Raw genomic sequence first — 19877 nt, forward strand, 5'->3', positions numbered from 1 at the left:
CGGTCAACGCTCGCGCATCGCCTCCTGGGTTTCCTGCTGCAACGGCGACAGCAGGTAATCGATCACCCGCCGCTGGTCGGTCTTGATCTCCACGGACAACGACATGCCCGGCGTCAGCTTCACCTTCGTCCCGTCCACCAGCAGCGAGTTCTTCGCCAGCGCGACGCGCCCTTGGTAGACCAGGCCAAGTTTCTCGTCCTGGATCGCGTCATGCGATACGTTTTCCACACGGCCTTCGATGTGCCCGTAACGGGTATAGGGAAAGCTGTCGACCTTCACGACCGCGTCCTGTCCGCTGCGGATGAAGCCGATGTCCTTGTTGAGGATAATCACTTCCACCTCCAGCGACTCGTCCTCCGGCACCACGGACATCAGCGGCTGCGCGGACGTGACGACGCCGCCGACGGTATGCACCGCCAGCTGCTGCACGGTGCCGTTGGCCGGCGAGCGTAGTTCCATCTGGGCGTTGCGCTGGGACGCCTTGGCGACCTCCGGCTGGTACTGGGTGATCTGCTCGCGCGCCTGGCGCAGTTCGTCGAGTGTCTGGCGACGCAGGTCCGTGACCGACAGCGACAGCTCCTCCCGGGCCCCGGCGATCGCCGAGCGCAACTCCCGGGCTTTGCTGCGCTGACCGGCTAGATCGCGCTCGGCGTTGATCCGTTCCTGCTTGCGCAGCATGTACTCCTGGCGGGGCACGTAGTTCTTTTCCAGCAACGCCTCGTAATCGGCAACGCGGGCGCGGGAGATGGCAAGGTACTGCTCGAGTGGCACGATGGCGGACTCGACCGTGTTCAGTTCGGCGGCCTTCTGTTGCACCATCGCTTCCATGCCCTGCTTGCGGGCCTGGAATGCAGACCATTGGCTGGCGGCGAGCGTACGCATGGCCTCGAAGCGTTCGGGCGGGAAGCTGCCGTCGCTGGTCAGCGTCGGCAGAGTGCCGCGATCCATGGCGGCGGCGATTGCGTTCAAACGGACGGCGTTGAGGCGTGCGGCGAGCAGGGCTTCGCGTGCCTTTTCGACGTCTGCCGAGGCCCCGGTAGCATCCAGTTCGATCAGCAGTTCGCCCTGGTGCACGTGCTGCCCATCCTGCACAAGGATGCGCCGCACCACCGCCGTCTCGGCCGGTTGCAGGACCCGCGTGCGGCCAGTGGTCACGGTCTTGCCCGCACCGACGGCCACCACATCGAGCTTGCCGAAGCAGGCCCAGGCCAGCGCCACGGCGAACAGCGCCATGATGATGCGCATGCTCCAGCGTGGCACCGGCGAAAGCGGCGCGTCGACCAGTTCCAGATGCGCCGGCAGGAATGCCAGTTCGTCGGCGGTGCGCCGCGGCGGGTCCATTGCACGGCGTTCGGCCCAGGCCGCGCGGAACACGTCGCGGTAGCGGTTGACCATGGCGGCGAGCGCTTCCATGCGTGAGTTCATCTCCTTAGCCCTGCTGCAACCGGTGGAGCTGGCGGAAGTGACCGTCTTCCCTGCCCAGCAGTTCGGCCGGCGCGCCGCTTTCGACGATCCGGCCCTTATCGATCACGATGATGCGGTTCGCCTCGCGCACGGTGGTCAGGCGGTGCGCGATGATCATCACGGTGCGGTCGCGGCAGATCGCGCGCATGTTGTCCATCACCGCGCGCTCGGACTCGTAGTCGAGCGCGCTGGTGGCTTCGTCGAAGATCAGGATGCGCGGATCCAGCACCAGTGCGCGGGCGATCGCGATGCGCTGGCGCTGTCCGCCGGACAGGCTGGCGCCGTGCTCGCCGACGACGGTGTCGTACCCCTGCGGCAGGTCGACGATGAAATCGTGCGCGCCGGCCAGCTTCGCGGCATGGATGACGCGCTCCATCGGCATGCCTGGATCGCCGATCGCTATGTTTTCGCGCACGCTGCGGTTGAACAGGAAGTTCTCCTGCAGCACCACGCCGAGCTGTCGCCGCAGCCATGCCGGATCGGCCAGGGCCAGGTCGTGGCCGTCGACCAGCACGCGCCCGCGCTCGGGCACGTACAGCCGCTGTACCAGTTTGGTCAGCGTGCTCTTGCCCGAACCCGACCGGCCAACGATGCCGATCACTTCGCCCGGCCGAACGTCCAGATCGATGTCCGACAGCACTTCGGCCATGTCCGGCCGGTAGCGGAAACCGATTTTCTCGAAGGTAACCCGGCCGCGGATCGGCGGAAGCGCGATGGCACTGGTGTCGCCAGGCTCGGTACGGGTATTGAAGATATCGCCCAGGCGCTCGACCGAGATGCCGACCTGCTGGAAGTCCTGCCATAACTGCGCCAGGCGCAGGATCGGTGTGGAGACCTGGCCGGCCAGCATGTTGAAGGCGATGAGCTGGCCGACCGACAGCTTGCCGTCGATCACCATCTGCGCGCCCCAATAGAGCGTCGCGACACTCACCAGCTTCTGCAGGAACTGCACGCCCTGCTGGCCGATGTTGGCCAGGCGCGTGACGCGGAAGCTCGATGCGACATAACCGGCGAGCTGGTTGTCCCAGGTGCGCGTCATGCGTGGCGCCACCGCCATGGCCTTCACCGTGCCGATACCCGAGATCGTCTCCACAAGAAAGGATTGATTGTCGGCGCTGCGGGTGAACTTCTCGTTGAGACGGTGGCGAAGCACCGGGGTGATGGCGGCGGACCACAGGGCGTACAACGGCAGCGAGACCGCCACGATCAGCGTGAGCCAGCCGCTGTAGAAGCACATCACGGCGAGGAATACGAAAGTGAACATCAGGTCCAGCACCGAGGTCAGCGTCTGCCCGGTGAGGAAGTTGCGGATGTTCTCCAGCTCGCGCACTCGCGCCACGGTATCGCCCACGCGGCGCGCTTCGAAATAAGCCAATGGCAACGAGAGAATATGCCGAAACAGCTTCGCGCCCAGCTCCACGTCGATGCGGCTGGTCGTATGCGCGAACACGAAGGTGCGCAGGCCCGACAGCACCACGTTGAACAAGGTGATGAAGACCAGGCCGATGGTGATCACGTTGAGTGTGGTCATGGCGTGGTGCACCAGCACCTTGTCCATCACCACCTGGAAGAACAACGGCGTCACCAGCGCGAACAGCTGCAGGAATAGCGAGACCGCCAGCACTTCCAGCAGCAGCTTGCGGTACTTCACGACCGCCGGGATGAACCAGGTGAAGTCGAACTTCGCCAATCCCGCCACCAGCGAAGCACGCGACGCGACGGCGAGCACGCGGCCTTCGTAGCGCGTCATGAACTCCTGGGACGTCCACACGGCCGGACGACCAGCGGCGATATCGTGGACGAGGTATTGCTCGCCCTGCACCCGCGCGATTACGAAGGCCGTACCGTCGTCGTTGAGCGCCAAAGCCGGCAAGGCAAGTCTGCCGATGCGTTCTGCGGGCTGGCGTAGCAACCGGGCCTTCAGGCCCAGCTTGCGTGCGGCAAGGAGCAGTGCGGGATCGTCGAACGGTTCGCTGCCCAGGCCGCTTTCGTGACGGATCTGTTCGGCATCGGCGGCGACGCCGTGGTAGTGGGCAAGCAGCACGAGGCCGCGTAAAGGCTGTTCGGATACAGGGAGTGTCTCTTCGGGGGAGACGGACACCGCCTCGCCCGCCGCAGGATCCGTCCCTGTTTCCTCTTCTGCCAACACATCCATGCCCGAGCCCATGCCGCTATTCGATTGTCCAGGCCAGACAGCCGCCGCCAGCCGGACCTGAAACCCCGGGCCATGCGATTACCGTACTGACCGCCCCCTTGAGGCGCAGATACTTGCGCCAAACCGCCACTTCTTGCGGCCAGTCTGCCTGCCGGCCGGGCAGACCGCAAGACAGGGCAGGAGACCTGGGTCACACAATGGCCGCACAGCGCCAGGCCAGGCGATCTGCCGGCTTTGCGGTGCAGCGTGACAGCTGTAGCGCCACCGTCTTATTTTGCACACGGGGATTTAGATCGACCCAAGTCCAGAATGGTCAAGACGGCCGTGCCGCCCCGCCAGGGACCGTCCGGAGTTGGACTCGAAGTCGGGGAGCCAGCGCATGGCACCTAGAACCGCCTGCGTTTTATCTATTACCGGCACCCGTGCCAACCTGACGCATTCCCAGAGTTGAAGCTTCCATCGCCTGCGAGCCGGGGGGCTCGCTGGCGGCCTGAATTTTGGATCGATCCAAGGTGTAGGAGGACGCGTGCAGTCATAGATCACACATCTGCAGCAGTGAACGGGGAGTACCGCGCCATCACTCTTGGGCGCGCGTCACTGAGGGGAACACAAAACAATGTCTTACTTGCCGCACATGCACACGCGCAGCCGCTCTACGCAGCCAGGCGACGCAAGGTGACTGGCCGGAGCTGCTCCGGCGCGCGCAGTCGGTTCTGCTTTATCTTGGCCCGGCCAACTCCGTCCCGACGCCGGGCGTTGCGCGGGAGATCATCGCGCTGTCCGATGCCCTGGATGCGGTCGAAGGGGGCCCCTGAGCGATCCTTCGCTCAGGGTGCCGGTGCACTTCGCGGCGCTACGTGCAATGTTTAAGCCATGACTGGCGGTCGCCATCGAGCGCTTTGCGCAGCCGGACCAGCCGATGCCCGGGCGAGCGCGTGATCCCGCGTTGCAACGTCACCGGGTCGCTTTCCTGCAACGCACGCGTCAAGCCGCACGGGGCCAGCTCGGGCGGGAAGTCTGGGTCCGTCAGCCAGGCGGTAATCCAAACCGCCCCGCGCCGCCACGAAGGGCGGCCGGCACGGCGCACGGCCTCCCACGGATTAGCCCGCCAAGGCGGCTGATCGTCGCGGCGGACCTGGTACAGCGATGCCGGCCCTGGACTGGGCCACAGGGCCTGGCCAAGCGCCCGTCCCTCCTCACTCTCCAGATGGCCCAGGCAATGGCACAGCAATGCGCGGGCCTGATACGCGTTGAGCCGCCAGTGCTGAGGCCACGGCAGGCCGCCGAACAGTGTCCATTCCACCGTCGCGGCAAACTGGTCAAGCAGGTCTATCAGCCATCGCGCGTCGTCGGTGGCATGCAGGCGGCGCCTTTCAAACCACATGCGTTCCATCGGGAAGAGCGGCGCCGCCGCCCAACCCAGCGGATCGCCATGGCGTGTGCACGACAGGGACAGGACGCGCGCCCACGCACGGCGGAAGTAGCGCGGCCGTCCTGCGGCGTCGTCTTCGAGCCAGCACGCCGGGCAGAACGCGCGTCGCTGCGCAGGGATGAGCATGTCCGGCTCGTCGGCGAGGCGCGCGGCATGCACCCGCCGCGGACTGACCTGAAGCAAGCGGGCCAGCCTGATGATGTCACGCGCCCGCAGCGAAGCGGCCTCCGTGCCGCTCGCGCCAAGCACATCGGTGAACCAGCCGTTGCGCTGGAGCACAATACCGCCGTAGACGTGCGATGCCCGCTCCAGGACCGACTCGATCGTCTCCTCAGGCATCAGCGGGCGGATCCACCAACGTTCGCGCGGACCGCCATAGCGGTACTGCAGCCAGGCGGTCATGCCGCGCCCTCCTGCGCAGGCGGATCGTTGTCGCGAAAGGCGGATTTGCCACTGCTGAAGTAGCGCGGGATCTCGAACTCCGCGCGCTTGAGGTAACTCTCATCGATCCGGCCCGCCTCGTCCTCGATGGCCAACGCCGCCGCAAATACCACCCGCTCGACAGTGAGGTCCAGACGCCCCTTGCTCGCGTTGACGAGCAGGCGCTGGATGGCCGGCGCCGACAGGCGCGAACGCTCCGGCAGCGGCAGGCCTGCCTCTAGTTCCTCGAGAAAGTTGGCCAGCAACGCGCCGGAGCGCCATGGTGGCAGTTTTACGCTGCGAAAACGTGTGACCAGGTGCTCGTCGCGCTTCATCGCCTGCAATGCGTGCTCGGTACCCAGAGCCAGCACCGAAATGCCTCCTTCGTTCATCAGATACTTGATGCCTTCAAAGGCGTTCTGTATCTGGGCCTCCGACCGCTTAAGGATGTCCTGGATCTCGTCAATGATCAGCATGCGCACGCCTGCGGCGTGCAGCAGCTCAACGACCAGTTCCTCGCGCTCGTCCAAGGTGTAGCTGGCGATGTGCGGACAACCCAGGGCGCTTACATCGATTGCTTTGCGGGCCCCTGGAAGTCCTCGACGACGGATCTTTCCGACACGTCCCCCGGCATCGCCATGCGACTGATGACCGATTGCCAGCGTCAGCTGCGCACCAAGTTTCAACGGCAGGTCGACATTCGCTCGGTCTTCGTGGAAGCCGACTCCGAGCGCGCCGACCTCCTGGAGGCGCACGTCCAGCAGACACCCGCCGATCGCGACCGACCCGAAATCTGGCGCGCCTCGTTTGAAGAGGCCATTCCCGACATTCTGCGTTGGCTTCGGCCGGATGAGTTTGCCTTCGTCTTCGTCGATCCGTTCGGCTGGAAGGGCATCGTCGAGCCAGCGGTACTCGCACCGTTCCTGAAGCGTCCGCACACCGAATTGCTGATCAACTTCATGTGGAACTTCATCAACCTCGCGACCGGGCTGGCCGAGCAGGAAAATAACCTCATCGCTGTCTTCGGCGCCGACTGGCGTGACGCGCTGGCCGTCGGCGGCGAAACGAAGAAGCGGGATCTCATGCGCCGTTATCGCAGCAAGCTCGCTGAGGTGTGCGACGGTCATGCGGCGCAGCGCTTGCGCACGGCGATGTTGCCTGTCGAATACATCGACAAGAAGAAGGTCATCTTCAATCTCGTGTACGCCACCCACAATGCGACCGGTCTCGTGGTGTTCTGGGAGGAGGCGGAAAAAACGGCTCTGCAGCAGACCCGACTGAAGCTGCAGCACCGGTTGAACACGAAAGCAAAGAAGGGCGGCCAGATCGACTTCTTCACCGCCGACGAGCACGTGGACGAGCCCTCGATGCCGTCCTACGATTTGAAGCTCGCCTGGTTGAAACGGATGCCCTGCGTCGGCGACACGCTGACGGTCGGCATAATGGCCATGGCAGACCTGATCGAAGAGACCGACGGGCTACTCTCCGAACTGCAGGCGGCGCTCGCGGAACTGATCAAAGAGGGCATCGTCGAGAATGCGCACGCCAAGCGGCCGCGCCCGGTCAATGCAGTGAATTTCCGAAAGGACGAGACCTTGCGCCGGCTCAAGATCGCCTGAGGTCGCCGGTGGGACATCGCCGGCCATCCCATAAGTATTCACCCTTACCCTAACCGGGGCTGATACCATCCGCCCATGATCCATCTCATGCGCCACCGCGAACGAATACCCACTGCCTCGCGCTGAGGTATTCGTTTGCTCCCGTGGCCGAGAGATTAGGCGTCCGGTTTATACCCGGATAAAGGCAGTGGCCTGATAAGCCACGCATGCAGGTTCGAGTCCTGCCGGGGGCACCACCGTCGGGCAAGCGTGAGAGGCAAGACAGTGGTTAGTGCGGTCAAACTCAGCCGGCTCCTGGCCCGTGCGACGGTGGATCACCGAGAAGAACCCGCGTTTTTTCAGGCGCTGCTAAAGGCCAACGTCTATGCCCATGTCCCCAAGGGCGATCCGGTCGGGCGCCGTCTTCGGTTCATCCAGTTCAACCATCCCGACACGGGCGTTCTGATCCTGCCGTTTTTCACCGACGAAGCAAAAGCGCGTGCCGCCGCCGGCACATCCGCTCGTGTGGTGGCACTGCCAGGGCGGATGTTCCTCGAAGCGACTTTGGGGGCGACGCTCATGCTCAATCCCAACGACGAGCACGGCATGCTCTATCCGGAAGAGGTAAAGACGCTCCTGGCGACAGGGCGAATGGCGCGCCTCAACAAAGTCACGGTCGCTGCAGGCAGCGAACCCGTGGTGACGCCGCTGGAGACGATACCGCCGTGGCTCGTCGATCTTCTGCTGGCCTCGCTGGCCAAGCTTCCTTTCGTCGAGCTCGCCTACATAGCCTCCATGCATGCTGCCGATGGGGCGGCGCCCAGCAGCACGCTGCTGGCCATAGGCACCGAAGCGGGTTTAGGCGAGCGCGCCGTCCATGCGGTTATCTCGGACCTGCAGCCGGCCTGTGAGGAGCATCAGATGGCTTTGGACATTACCTATTTCGACCTGGGGCAACATCCGCCGTGGATCGGCGGGCTGGAACTGGCGCCGATCTATGAGAAGAAATGGGGCGAGCGCTTGGTCGAAGTCCCGTCAACGAGTCCGAACTAACGTCCGAAGGACGGAACTGATGGAACGTGAAGAGGTGAGGCCTGGTCTGCGCGTGCAGATCACGCATAAGACAAAGCACGGCGGCCATCGTTGGCTTGCGCCTGCGCAGGTGCTCAGCGTGGTACATCCCGACTCCGGAAGCCCCAATATACGGATCATGTTTCTGGACGGGGCTGCCGATGTCTTTCACAGCGTCGATCCGGCCGATCTCGACTTCGAGTGACTTGCTCGGCACGGCACACCCTCAAGGGATTACTGCACACAGACCAATAGCCTGCAATCGCAGTCGTGCGGTGGAGCCGTCCACTTCATTTTAGGCATGCCGGTACATGGTGGCTCGAAAGGAACCCTAGTACTTACAGCTGGTTATGCTGCAAGTGGCGCCTTTTTTCACGATTCTCGGCCGACCCTCGTAACGGCCCTCCGCCGCAGCACGGCAGATCAGCTTCCCTGCGATGCCCCTGCCCTTCTTATGACTACGGGTATCCGGGAGGGCTGCAGGGTGAACGTCCCGCCGCGACGGGATCGGCTAGCCGGCGTGTGGTACGGATCGGTGGCGGGCACGGAAGACTTCGACGTAGCGGCCAATGAAGTCGCTCATGGCGCCGCGCGAGCGCAGCGCCTCGAAGGGCAGCGACACCCCGAGTTCCCGGGCGATGTCCGTGGCGTAGATGATCTGCGCCGGCGTGGGCGGCATCAGGTCCGGGTCTAGGCACTGAAGCATGCTGGCAGTCAGGCACATGGCCAGGCGCTCGGTGAGGTCCACCCGCCCAGCGGCGCTGTCCCGTCGGATCCTTTGCTGTACCCATGCCTCGCTGATGGACTCGTCAAGGGTGAAGGTTACGCTGTCCTCGCCGCTCACCGTGATCTGCAGTGCCATGGCTGATCTTCCGCTTGGGTGGGGGCTACCCGTTGCCCGGTACCGTCCGGCGAGGCGGTGACCTTGGCCCGCGGGCCTGGCCCGAACGACCGGGCTTGCGCCGATACTACGATATTCGTAGTATCGGAAAGAAGCCAAAGCAGCGATCCTCACGGCTGGTTCCGTGAAGGGTCTGCGGTGGCGAGCCAAACTGACATCCGGAAGATCTTCCGGGAACGCATGAAGTCGATGCGCCTGCAGCGGGGTCTGTCCCAGCTGGCGTTGGGCCGTAAGCTTGGGCTGGATCCGGGCGTGGCCAGCACGCGCATCAATCGCTACGAGGTGGGCGTGCACGATCCGGACCTGGCCACCGCCCAGCAGATCGCCCAGGCCCTTGGGGTGCCGCTGGCGTACCTGTTTGCCGCGGACAAGAAATTGGCCCGGGCGATTCTGGCCTTCGATCAGCTCTCGGCAAAGGAAAAGGACGCGTTCTTGGCCGCATTGGAAGGCAAGCATGCATGAGCGCCCGCGCCCGATGATGTCCCCCGGTGGGGTCCTGCCTGCCACGTTGGCTCCTTATGCGCGGACCTTGTGCGGACCGTCGCACGCCGATGCGGTGTCCCATCGCGCCCTAATCCGGGCACTGCGAAAGGATCGCGGTGCGCTGCGTCGCGCCCTGATCGTCTGGCTCGGACTGCCGGGGCGCTGCCTCCCGCCCTCGCTGTCTGACCGTGTCACGCGCCGCCGGGGACCCAGCAGCGCACGGACGCTCGTTGACGTGCTGCGGGTGCTGCGGCGTGCCTACGGCCTCTTCGGAACGCTCGACGCTACGCGCGAGTGGGCCATGACGCCGATCCGGAACCGGGACGGGACGCTCGGCTATCCATTGGTGGACTGCGCCATGCCAGTGTCTCGGCGCGATCTGGAGCTCCGGATTCGGCGGACACAATCCGGTATTTGGTAAGCAGCCACTCGCCGTGGCGTCGGGCAAGCCCACGCCGGTGACCGCTCTTCCTGGCCATATCCGCTATCGCGGCCGCCGGACGCGGACAGAGCACGATGTCGCAGGGTGCGCTGTAAAAAACTCCCAAATGTTGCTTATTTCGACTTTTCGAACGTCGGGCGAACTGATCGTTCACAAGTAACAGTGCGGCTTCGATGCCTCCCTCTAAGATCCTTTTGGCGTGCCCCGTGACCGCTGCACTAAGCGCAGCCCGTCACGACGAATTAGGCTAGGCGTTACCGCGGGTTTTGGCTGGTCACTAACGCTGGCGGCGCGCGTAAGCGTCGGTCACCAACTCTGTCGCTCAAGTCGAAATGGCCGATAGCTCCGTCGCCACGTTCGAACGGCGCCAACGATTGTGGCTAAGGCCATAAGATGATCAGTCCACGATCAATGCCTTATACGCAGCCAGTTGACACGACCGCTTTAGTGACCGACGACACTCCTTAAGGAAGGACTCGCGTATCGCGACTAGACAATCTTGCGCGTCAAGACCATAGCCATCACGAAGCGCCACCGAAACATGCCGAGCCGTGTCCGCGAGTATGATGCCCCAAGCGCGTTCCTCGTCGATGCTGACGGTCTTGTTCTCTCTGTACATTCCGATTTTGATCGAAGCATGGAGCCTTCTTTTTGCGATCCAGACGCGGAGCATCTCAACGGCTTGCTCATCTTCGATCGCAGCTTCTGGAATGGGTTGTTGCTTCATCGTCGACTCCGATCAAACACAATGTTGCTACTTCATCGCCGCTTCCGCAGCCACCACGATGGCCTTACGGACGTCTTCCAGAGGCATGAGTAATCGAGCGTATTGGTCCTCCCGCATGAGGGTCTCGTACACCGTTTCCAAGTCGGAATAGGTTTCGAGAAAATGGAAGAGCGTACTTTCGCAAGCTTTGAGAATGTCACGAGCGACCGAGTCCACATCCGAGGCCGCTGCTACCGTCCAGCGATGCTGTCCCGTCCCCAGCAGGTTGCCATACTCGCAACCAATCGTGGCTTGATGGCCGCGTCGATCCGTGGCGCCGCCGATTCGCGCTTGGATCACGTCCAGGCGAACGGCGGCATCGACTACCACATCGAAATCGGCAGGATGTTGGACGATCGCAAGGTGGATAGACTGCCAGCCCACTGGCGTGGGTTTATGAAAGGAACGTCTCGCAGCAACGAATGAAAAACCGAAGCGAGCGAGAAGATCGCCCAACTCGGCCAACAATCGCTTCTGCCACTCCGCTTTCGCACTCACCGGATCGGATTCTTTTGCTGGACGGCTTTCATAATGACCGTTACCCGTTGAAGGAACGCCACATCGCACGCCCGCCTTTAGTTCCAGGGGGCGAGCCGGTTCACCGCGGCCGATCGATCGCGCCACCGGGAAGGCAGTCGCAAGCGCGCGTGCCAGATCGCTGGTGTCGGTCCTGAAAACCGGACCCGCGGGATCGCACCGATCGAGGACGACGGTGTAGATCCTGCCATCGTCGCGTTGGCCGTCGAACTTCACGAGGGCGCGCATGCTATTCCCGTCCAGGGCTCGAGGTATGGCCTGTATCCGTCTCGCGGCGTCTTCCCAATTCAACGATGATCCCCTGTTCGCGCCGGACGCGGCATATGAGGAGTATGCATCCTCGGGACCAGTGTTTCCCAACCTGAGGCCCCCTGCCTCGTCAGCCGCTCCAGCCAAAGAAACGAAGTGAACGCGGACGTCGCAGGATGCGATCTCGTCCGTACGATCGTCTCCAGCAGGTCGAGTACGGCTGTCCCGTCGACAAGCCCCATATCGGCAAGCGCGCATTCCCGCAGTTGCGTCGCCAGCGACGCCGCCTGGCGTGCGATGAGCGGCGGCAGCACGTCGGCGAAGGTCTCTTTCAGGTAACCCTTGGGAAACACGTCGGTACCCAGATGGCTTTCCAGGTAGCGGCGCATCACTTCCCTGCCCTCGCGACTGCTTCTCGGCAACCGATGGCAGAACGCGGCCAGGTGCGGATCGCTCAGCGGGTTGACGGGCCACTGGCCGTGCGCGAGCAGGTCGGGCGCGCGGCAGGCCTGTGCCAGAAGCGACGTCACGGGCACCGGGCTTTCCGGCGCGTCGAACATGGGGCGGCTGCGTGCGGCCGCGCGCGCGCGGGGCGTCATGATCGCTTCGGCGTGGCCGCGCGCGTCTTTCGACCACTCGGGGCCCGTGACCGCGCCGGTCGACACTTCACCGATGTAAGCGGGAAAGAGTTCGTCGCCGCCGATACCGGTGAACAGGACATCGCGGCCTCGCTCGCGCGCGGACGTCCACAGGGCTTCGCATGCCTCGAGGTAGAAGTCGCGACAGAAGCCGTAGGGCCGCGTTGGCTGTGCGAGGCCGACGTCCGGCGGCCAGTCGGCGATGTCGACGGTGTGGTCGGAAAGGCCCAGCCGCTCGGCAATCATCCGGCGGCGGTGCACCTGCGGAGCGCGCACTTGCCCGTCGAGCAGGATGCCCTTGCTGTCGATGCCTGCGTGCTGCCTCGTCAAGGCTGTCGCGACCGTCGCGGAGTCCATGCCGCCGCTGAGTTCGAGCGACGCGCTGCCGTTTCTCCACGGGCGAAGATGCACCGCGCGTTGCAGGGCCTCGGCGAACGCGGGAAGCGTGTCTTCGCCGTCGTCATGCGAAGGCGCTGCCGCCGGCACGGGTTCCGGGTAGCGGAAGCGTGCCCTGCCCGGTTCCACGTGCAGCGAGGCGCGTTCCGTGAGCATCACCACGCCCGTGTAGAGCTGCCGCGCCGCATAGAGCGTGCGCAGGGCGAGCTGATGGCTCGCGACTTCGAGATCGAGCAACGCGGGTCCGGCGGCGAGGTCGGCGGAGCTCCAGGACAGCGAGACACGGTCGTCCAGCACGCGCGCGTACACCGGTAGCACGCCGAGGACGCCAGCGCGGACACGCAATCGGTGGCCGGCCTGGGCGACCTCCATCATCACGTAGTCAAGCGGCCAGAGCAGGCTGGCCTGATACAGCGCATGGAAGCTCGCCTCGTCGACATCCTCGACGGCGATGGCACGCGAGTCGTCATGCGGTGCATCGGAAGCCATGCGCTCGCGCGTCACGAGAAACCATTGCCCCGGTGCGCGAATGCATAACGTCTCGAGCATCGGATGACGGCAGGGAACGATCCTGCTTCCGCCCAGCACGATCGCGTCGGCACGGGGCATGGGATCGAACGATAGGTCGGACAGCGCGATCTCGGCCTTGATCAATGGCGGGGCTCCCTGGAAACAAAGAAAGCCGCCATCTTCCGAAGGCGGCCTCGACCTGCGTCCTGCAGACGATGGTCCGGAGACTCAGCCCCAGTCGCCGCCGCTATGGGTGGAGCCGATGCGGCCGATGTCGCCGACGTCGTCGATCTTCGGGGCCCACTTACCCACGGTCATGGTCGGCTGCATGGGTCCTTCCATCTGGACGCCGAAGGGGTTTACGTCGTGCATCACCTGATCGCGCTTTTCCATGGAACGCTCCTGAGGTCATACGCCGCCGGATGCGGCCTTGGGACCGTAGCATGCCCCTCCCCCGCGCGGGGCATCATCCATACGCAAACTCGGCAGGCGTGTGCATCCGGCGCCAAAGCGCACGACGGACACGGCACCTGATCCTTGTTTGCATCGCGAGTTCGTGGGGCTTCCCCTACAGCATCACAGTGAGTCTTCGTGCAGAATTTGTGGCCAATCGAGTCTTGCCTCCCGGCGACTTGGCCGAGGATTCGAATGCATCGCGTACCCGAGGAGACGCATCATGAAGACGTATGCCCGCTTTCTCGCCGTGCTACTCGCGCCCGTTCTCGCGCTCCCGCTCCATGCGGCCCCGTCCGAGAGTCGCGATATCGACGACATTCAACAGGTCATCGCCCAATTCCAGCAGGCGATCAAGGGCCGGAACAGCGACGCCATGCTGGGTCTGTTCGTGGACGGCAATGCTCCGCTGCTCGCGTCGGCAAGTGAGAAGACCCTTGCCACCGTCCGGGCGAAGAAGGCGGACGCGGCAAAGATCCTTCCTTCGACCAGCGCGAAGTTCGCCATGCAGATCGGAAAAGCCGCGACCTCGGACGAGGAGCGGTTCTCAAACATTAAAATCGATGCCGACGACGCCGTCGCCGCCGTATCGTTCGACTTCACCTTCCTTTCCGAGCAGAAGCCGATGAACGAGGGCAAGGAGGCGTGGCTCCTCGTCAACACCGAGCGGGGATGGAAGATCAGTTCCATCGTCTACTCCATGAATTTTCCGAGCAAGGGCTGAGCATCAGAAGCCGCCCTCGTCCCGGGGGCGGCTTCGACATGACTGCACGCGGCCATGGGCCCGCCAAATCCGGCCTGGTCAGGGCAGCATCCGGACCTTGGCCTCGCGTGCGAAATAGCGGCCCATCGCGCCGTCGATGAATGCCTTGACGTCGGTCGCTGGGATCACGCCTTCGTCGGCGTCGAGCCCTGACGCATCGAACAACGTCCGGCCGCCCTCGTCGAGCGCGATGGCCTTCAGGTGGCCGAAGGCGTCGCGAACGAAGTCCACCGCGGCCGCCTCACGGACGAGTTGACCAGCGCCCTCCTTGCTGAGCACGACGGCGACGGCGTCGAAGTTGATCGACGGGGTACCGGCCAGGTGCCCGTCCGCGGCCAGCTTCTTGCCGTCCGAGAGCGTCGCGCCACCGACTTTGGGGGCCACGATCTTGGGCGTGGCTCCCGCGTTTTCCACCGCCTTCGTGAGCGCCGAGACGACCTTCGCATCCGAGCCATCGTTGATCAGGATGCCGACCACGCGGCCTTCCAGCGTCTTCTTCATCTTGCCGATGATCTGCAGCGCTGGCGACGGTGGCATGTCGATCGGGGCGACCTTCGCCGGCGGCGCCGGCGGCAGATCGTCCATGGCGAGACCGCCCGCGACGCGCTTGGCCAGGTCGTGGTCGATGTGACGAAGGTGGCCCACGACGCGCTCACGAACGTGTTGCGTGTCCACCTTGGACAGTTCGAAGACGAGGGCCGACGCGATGTGCGCCTGCTCGTAAGCGGTTTGACTCGTATAGAAGAGGCGAGCCTGGCTGTAATGATCCGCGAACGTCTCCGCACGCACCCTGCCCCGCTTGCCAGCCTCGTCGCCGTCATATGAGCGGAAACCGCGCTTCGCATCTTCGCGCGGCGCATGAGGTTCAAGGGAACTCGGCCCGTACGCCACACGCCCCTTCGGCACCTGGTGTTGCATGTGCCCATCGCGCTGGTGGTTCGCGAACGGGCACTTGGGCGCGTTGATCGGCAATTGATGGAAATTGGGCGAGCCCAGTCGCGACAGCTGCGTGTCCAGATACGAGAACAGGCGGCCGTGAAGCAGCGGGTCGTTGCTAAAATCCAGTCCGGGCACCAGGTGCGAGGGACAGAACGCCACCTGCTCGGTTTCGGCGAAGAAGTTGTCCGGCCAGCGATCGAGCACCATGCGACCGATGATCTTCAGCGGCACCAGTTCCTCGGGGATGAGCTTGGTCGCGTCGAGGTGGTCGAACGGGAACGCGGCCGCCTCCTCTTCCGTGAACAGCTGTACGCCCAGTTCCCACTCCGGGAAGTTGCCGGCCTGGATCGACTCGAACAGATCGCGGCGATGGAAGTCGGGATCGGCGCCCGCGAGCTTCACCGCCTCGTCCCACACGGTGGACTGCAGCCCCAGCTTCGGCCGCCAGTGGAACTTCACGAAGGTGCTGTCGCCCCTGGCGTTGACCAGCCGGAACGAATGAACACCGAAACCTTCGATCATGCGCAACGAACGCGGAATGGCCCGATCCGACATGGCCCACATCACCATGTGGAAGGCTTCGGGCGTCAGCGAGATGAAATCCCAGAACGTGTCGTGCGCACTCGCCGCCTGAGGGAATCCGCGGTCGGGTTCCATCTTTACCGCGTGGATGAGGTCGGGAAACTTGATGGCGTCCTGGATGAAGAACACGGGGATGTTGTTGCCGACCAGATCCCAGTTGCCCTCCTTGGTGTAGAGCTTCACGGCGAAGCCACGCACGTCGCGCGGGGTGTCGACCGAACCGGCGCCGCCCGCGACGGTCGAGAAGCGGGTGAAGACGGGCGTGCGCTCGCCGACCTCCGTCAGCACGCGCGCGGTGGTGTACGCCTCGAGCGACTCCGTCAGCTCGAAGAAGCCGTGGGCCGCCGAACCGCGGGCGTGCACGATCCTTTCGGGAATGCGTTCGTGATCGAAGTGCGTGATCTTCTCCCGGAGGATGAAATCCTCGAGCAGGACGGGGCCACGCGGCCCGATCTTCAGGGAGTTCTGATCGTCGCCAACCGTCAGACCCTGGTTGGTCGTCATCGCAGGGTGCGTGCCACCGGCCTGCTGATGGAGTTCGTCACCTTCGCCGCGAACGTCGGTCGTCGTCGCAGGCGTTACCTTCTTGCTCTTCGTTGCCATGGCTGCTCCCCACTCGGTGAACCGCTACGATGAGGGCCGCGACGTATAGGTAAAGTTCATTTGCTTCAGCGATCCGTCACACCGACATCACACCAGAACGCGCCCATGCCACTGACTCTTCTCATTGCCGACGACCATCCGATGTTTCGCGGGGCGATGCTCCATGCGCTGGCCACGTTGCTGGCGGATGGCAGGGCGCTGGAGGCCGGCAGCCATAGCGGCATGGAAGCCGTGCTCGCGCGTGGGGAGCCTGTCGACCTCGTGCTGCTGGACCTGACCATGCCCGGCGCCATGGGATTCTCGTCGCTGCTGTGGCTGCGCGGCGAACACCCCGACATTCCCGTGCTGGTGGTGTCGTCCAACGATCATCCACGCAACGTGCGCCGCGCCGAGCAGTTCGGCGCAGCCGGTTTCGTGTCGAAATCGGCGCCTGCGGATGTGCTGCGCGAAGCGGTGCTCACGGTGATGCAAGGCGGAACCGCCTTCATCGGCGCCCGGTCGGAACGCAGCGAGGATGACGCCAGGCTCGCGGCACGCCTGGCGAGCCTCACACCCCAACAGTTCCGCGTGCTCATGCTCCTGGCCGAGGGGTTGCTCAACAAGCAGATCGCCGCGGAGCTGGGGCTGGCGGAGAACACGGTAAAGATCCACGTCACCGCCGTGCTGTCGAAGCTCGAATGCCGCTCGCGCACGCAGGCCGCGGTGCTGGTGAAGTCACTGGACCTCGACGACGGCGTGGAAGGCTCGCACCCGGGCTAGACGGTTACCATCAGCAATCGCGTCATCATGGCGCGCAGGCGCGCGGGCGCCAGCGGTTTGACGAGGTAGCGCAGTCCGTGCGCCGATGCGCGCTCGATGTCGGCCTGCCGCGGGGATGCCGCCATCAGCACGGTGGGCGGCAAGGCCCCCCAGCGCGCCGCCATGGCTTCACGCAAGGCGTCGCCTTCGCGACCGTCGAGCGGATCGTCCATGAGGATCAGTGCCGGCGCGTGGTCCGTCTCGGCGAAGCGCAAGGCGCCGCGCTCGCTGTCGACGCCCTGCACGTCGCAACCCCAGCCTGCGAGCAGGTCCATGGCCTGGCGACGCGTGAGGGGATCGTTGTCGATGACGAGGACGCGCTTGCCCGCGAAGGGTGAATCGTCATCGTTAGTCACCGTGTGTACGGGCGACGACGCGTCGGCATCGGCCAGGGGCAGCGTGATCGAGAACACACTGCCCTTCCCCTCCCATGAGCGCACGGCCACTGTCGCGCCGAGCAGCCTCGCGATGCGGTCGACGATCGACAGGCCCAGACCCGCGCTCCGCCGGTCGCGGTCCACGCCGTTGTCCAGGCGGAGGAACTCCTCGAAGATCGCCCGGGTCTTCGGCTCCGGAATGCCGACACCCGTATCCCATACCTCGATGCGCGCCTGCCCCGCGGCACGGCGCACGCCGACCACGACGCGCCCGCGCGGCGTGTAATGGATGGCGTTGCTGAGGAAGTTCTGCAGCACCCGACGAAGCAGCAGCGCATCGCTGCGCACGGTGAGCGACGTGCCCACGTAGACGAGCGACAGGCCCCGTGTGGATGCGAGCACGGCCGATTGCCGAGCGAGGTCGCGCAGCAGGGCATCCAGCGGCACGCTGGCGAAGCGCGGCGCCACGGCGCCACCTTCGAGTCGCGACATGTCGAGCAGGCTGGCCAGCAGCTCGTCCTGTGTGTCGAGCGCGCTGCGCACGCGCTCGGCGAGTTCGCGGCGTTCGCTATCGAGTCCGCTGGACGCAAGGCTGCCGATGAACATGCGCGCGGCGTTCAACGGCTGGAGCAGGTCGTGCACCGCCGCCGCGACGAAGCGCGTTTTCGAGCGATTGGCCTTGTCGGCCTCGGCCTTGGCTTCGATCAGGTCGCGCGTGCGCTCCTCGACGCGGCGCTCCAGCGACGAGGCCAGGCTGCGCAACTCGCGTGCCGTGGCCTTGTAGGCCGTGATATCCGCATAGCTCGTCACGAATCCGCCGTCCGGGAGGGGATTGCCGCGGATCTCGAGCGTGGTGCCGTCCGGACGCTCGCGCTCGTACATGTGCGGGCTGCCGGCACGCAGGTACTGCAGGCGGCGCTCGATCGCCTCTTCCGTGTCGCCGGGACCGAGCAGTCCGCGGCGCGCGTTGAAACGGAAAAGGTCTTCGATGGGACGCCCGACGCGCATGTACTCGTCCGGAAAACCGAAGATCGCCTGATATCGCGAGTTCCACGCGACGAGGCGCAGCCCCGCGTCGACCACACTCACGCCCTGCGGAAGGTGCTCGAGATTGCCGCGACCGCCTCCCGCGGCCTCATGGGCGGCGGCCACGATGCTGTCCTGGGCGGAGCGAAGCGCGGATGCGTGGTGCGCGACCATCCGTTCCAGTTCTTCGCGGCTGCGCTGCCGCAAGCGGCTCAGCCGCAGGCGCTGCTGCAGGAACAGGCCCAGCAGCAGCACGGCCAGCCACGCCGCGAGGACGGCGAACACCGCATGGCGCGCCGCGACGGTCGCGGGGCCGGCGTCGGCGAGCAGGTGCAGGGTCCAGGCTTGCTGCGGCATGGTCAGCGAGCGCCAGATCGTGTCCTCGTCGAGCCCGGGCGAGGTCACCCTGACCCGGAGGATCCCGCCCGCCGATGGTTCCAGCACCTTCCATTCCACGCGTTGCAATGGCCGCATGCCGTATTGGCGCGTGCCCGCGATGGCGGTGGCATCGGCCGTCGAGAGGAGATGCAGCGCGCGGTACACCCACGCCGGCCGATTCGCGAGGAAGACGACACCGTGCGTATCCGAGAGGAACACGACGTCGTCCCCGCGTGCCCAGTCTTCCTGCAAGGCATCCAGCGAGATCTTGAGCACGACCACGCCGATGCGGTGGCCCGCCGCGTCCTCTACCGCCTCCGCGATGAAGTAGCCCGGCACGTTGGTGGAAACGCCCAGCGCATAGAACATGGCGTGGCCATCGCGCATCGCGTCGCGGAAATACGGCCGGAACGCATAGTCCAGCCCGACGTTGCTCTCCGGCGTGTTCCAGTTGTTCGCGGCCAGGGCGCGACCGTGGCGATCGAGCAGCGTCAGCGTTGAGGCGCGCACCGCGCCGTTCGCCTGGTCGAGCTTCGCATTGAGGGCGGCGCCGTCGACCGCATCGGGCGGCCCTTCGAGGGCCGTCCGCAGCTCCGGATCGAGCGCGAGCACCCGAGGCAGCACGCGGTACCGGTCGATCAGGCGCTGCACCGCCAGGGCATGGAGGCGCAGGCGGTCGCCGGCCTGCGCGTCGATGGTCAGCAGCGTCCGCTGCCATGCGTACCACCCGCCCAGTGCCGCGCTGCCCGCCACGAGCAGCAGGAGCACGAGGATTCGCAGGGCGCGGGATGAGCGGATCTGGGCCATAGATGGACGGGCATCGTCGCACGGCCGGAGGGCGACTAGCCGGAATGTGCTATGGGGTTGGGGGCCGTGGCGGGCTACAAAGCATACCC

The 19877-nt window shown here is 65.0% G+C and carries 17 protein-coding genes and 1 tRNA gene; 7 read left to right on the forward strand and 11 right to left on the reverse strand.

Features of this window, described 5'->3' with window-relative positions:
• Positions 1-3: 3 nt before the first annotated feature.
• From J2X58_RS05150 to J2X58_RS05165, 4 genes are all read right to left on the reverse strand, one after another.
• Positions 4-1413, reverse strand: a complete 1410-nt coding sequence (locus tag J2X58_RS05150) for an HlyD family type I secretion periplasmic adaptor subunit (protein WP_310046794.1) — start codon at positions 1411-1413, stop codon at positions 4-6.
• Positions 1414-1429: 16 nt separating this feature from the next.
• Positions 1430-3631, reverse strand: a complete 2202-nt coding sequence (locus J2X58_RS05155; protein WP_310046796.1) for a type I secretion system permease/ATPase — start codon at positions 3629-3631, stop codon at positions 1430-1432.
• An 841-nt stretch (positions 3632-4472) separates the two neighbouring features.
• Positions 4473-5453 carry a TniQ family protein gene (locus J2X58_RS05160; protein ID WP_310046797.1) on the reverse strand — a complete coding sequence of 327 codons (981 nt, stop codon included), beginning with the start codon at positions 5451-5453 and terminating at the stop codon, positions 4473-4475.
• Positions 5450-6001 (reverse strand): TniB family NTP-binding protein, encoded by a 552-nt coding sequence (locus J2X58_RS05165; RefSeq protein ID WP_310046798.1) that lies wholly within the window; start codon positions 5999-6001, stop codon positions 5450-5452. The genes J2X58_RS05160 and J2X58_RS05165 overlap by 4 nt, the downstream gene beginning before the upstream one ends.
• On the opposite strand from J2X58_RS05165, the gene tcmP reads away from it, so the two are divergent.
• The 4 genes from tcmP to J2X58_RS05185 all read left to right on the forward strand — a co-directional run bounded on the left by tcmP (position 5963) and on the right by J2X58_RS05185 (position 8345).
• A complete protein-coding gene (gene tcmP / locus J2X58_RS05170; protein WP_310046799.1) occupies positions 5963-7090 on the forward strand; it encodes a three-Cys-motif partner protein TcmP in 1128 nt (375 codons plus the stop codon). The two genes, J2X58_RS05165 and tcmP, sit on opposite strands and share 39 nt — an antisense overlap.
• 137 nt (positions 7091-7227) lie before the next feature.
• Positions 7228-7326, forward strand: a tRNA-Ile gene (locus J2X58_RS05175).
• Positions 7327-7339: 13 nt separating this feature from the next.
• The gene (locus J2X58_RS05180) at positions 7340-8122 is read left to right on the forward strand and encodes an SseB family protein (protein WP_310046800.1); all 783 of its coding nucleotides are present in this window, start codon (positions 7340-7342) and stop codon (positions 8120-8122) included.
• 19 nt (positions 8123-8141) lie between these two features.
• Positions 8142-8345, forward strand: coding sequence for a hypothetical protein (locus tag J2X58_RS05185; protein WP_310046801.1), 204 nt, complete (start codon positions 8142-8144; stop codon positions 8343-8345).
• A 306-nt stretch (positions 8346-8651) separates the two neighbouring features.
• On the opposite strand, the gene J2X58_RS05190 is transcribed toward J2X58_RS05185, so the two are convergent.
• Positions 8652-9002, reverse strand: coding sequence for a hypothetical protein (locus J2X58_RS05190; RefSeq protein WP_310046802.1), 351 nt, complete (start codon positions 9000-9002; stop codon positions 8652-8654).
• A gap of 219 nt (positions 9003-9221) precedes the next feature.
• Here J2X58_RS05190 and J2X58_RS05195 point away from each other — a divergent pair, with 219 nt between their 5' ends.
• Positions 9222-9503, forward strand: a complete 282-nt coding sequence (locus tag J2X58_RS05195; RefSeq protein WP_310046803.1) for a helix-turn-helix transcriptional regulator — start codon at positions 9222-9224, stop codon at positions 9501-9503.
• Positions 9504-10363: 860 nt separating this feature from the next.
• Here the strand turns inward: J2X58_RS05195 and J2X58_RS05200 are convergent.
• From J2X58_RS05200 to J2X58_RS05215, 4 genes are all read right to left on the reverse strand, one after another.
• On the reverse strand, positions 10364-10693 hold the full coding sequence (locus tag J2X58_RS05200; RefSeq protein WP_310046804.1) for a DUF5076 domain-containing protein: 330 nt from the start codon (positions 10691-10693) through the stop codon (positions 10364-10366).
• Positions 10694-10720: 27 nt separating this feature from the next.
• Positions 10721-11497: a hypothetical protein gene (locus J2X58_RS05205; RefSeq protein ID WP_310046805.1), complete on the reverse strand. Its 777-nt coding sequence runs from the start codon at positions 11495-11497 to the stop codon at positions 10721-10723.
• A gap of 59 nt (positions 11498-11556) precedes the next feature.
• Entirely contained in the window at positions 11557-13206 is a 1650-nt protein-coding gene (locus J2X58_RS05210) for an asparagine synthase-related protein (protein WP_310046807.1), read from the reverse strand.
• Between the two features lie 84 nt (positions 13207-13290).
• Complete coding sequence (locus tag J2X58_RS05215; protein ID WP_175472767.1) at positions 13291-13455, reverse strand: hypothetical protein; 165 nt, start codon at positions 13453-13455, stop codon at positions 13291-13293.
• A gap of 283 nt (positions 13456-13738) precedes the next feature.
• On the opposite strand from J2X58_RS05215, the gene J2X58_RS05220 reads away from it, so the two are divergent.
• The gene (locus tag J2X58_RS05220; protein WP_310046808.1) at positions 13739-14239 is read left to right on the forward strand and encodes a hypothetical protein; all 501 of its coding nucleotides are present in this window, start codon (positions 13739-13741) and stop codon (positions 14237-14239) included.
• 78 nt (positions 14240-14317) lie between these two features.
• Here the strand turns inward: J2X58_RS05220 and J2X58_RS05225 are convergent, their stop codons facing one another.
• A complete protein-coding gene (locus J2X58_RS05225; protein WP_310046809.1) occupies positions 14318-16402 on the reverse strand; it encodes a catalase in 2085 nt (694 codons plus the stop codon).
• Between the two features lie 105 nt (positions 16403-16507).
• Here J2X58_RS05225 and J2X58_RS05230 point away from each other — a divergent pair, with 105 nt between their 5' ends.
• Positions 16508-17161, forward strand: a complete 654-nt coding sequence (locus J2X58_RS05230) for a response regulator transcription factor (RefSeq protein WP_090053461.1) — start codon at positions 16508-16510, stop codon at positions 17159-17161.
• Here J2X58_RS05230 and J2X58_RS05235 read toward each other — a convergent pair.
• Positions 17158-19779: a PAS-domain containing protein gene (locus tag J2X58_RS05235; RefSeq protein WP_310047892.1), complete on the reverse strand. Its 2622-nt coding sequence runs from the start codon at positions 19777-19779 to the stop codon at positions 17158-17160. The two genes, J2X58_RS05230 and J2X58_RS05235, sit on opposite strands and share 4 nt — an antisense overlap.
• Positions 19780-19877 lie beyond the last annotated feature (98 nt).

It is taken from the genome of Luteibacter sp. 3190 (assembly GCF_031456385.1).
In the GTDB taxonomy this organism is placed as follows: domain Bacteria; phylum Pseudomonadota; class Gammaproteobacteria; order Xanthomonadales; family Rhodanobacteraceae; genus Luteibacter.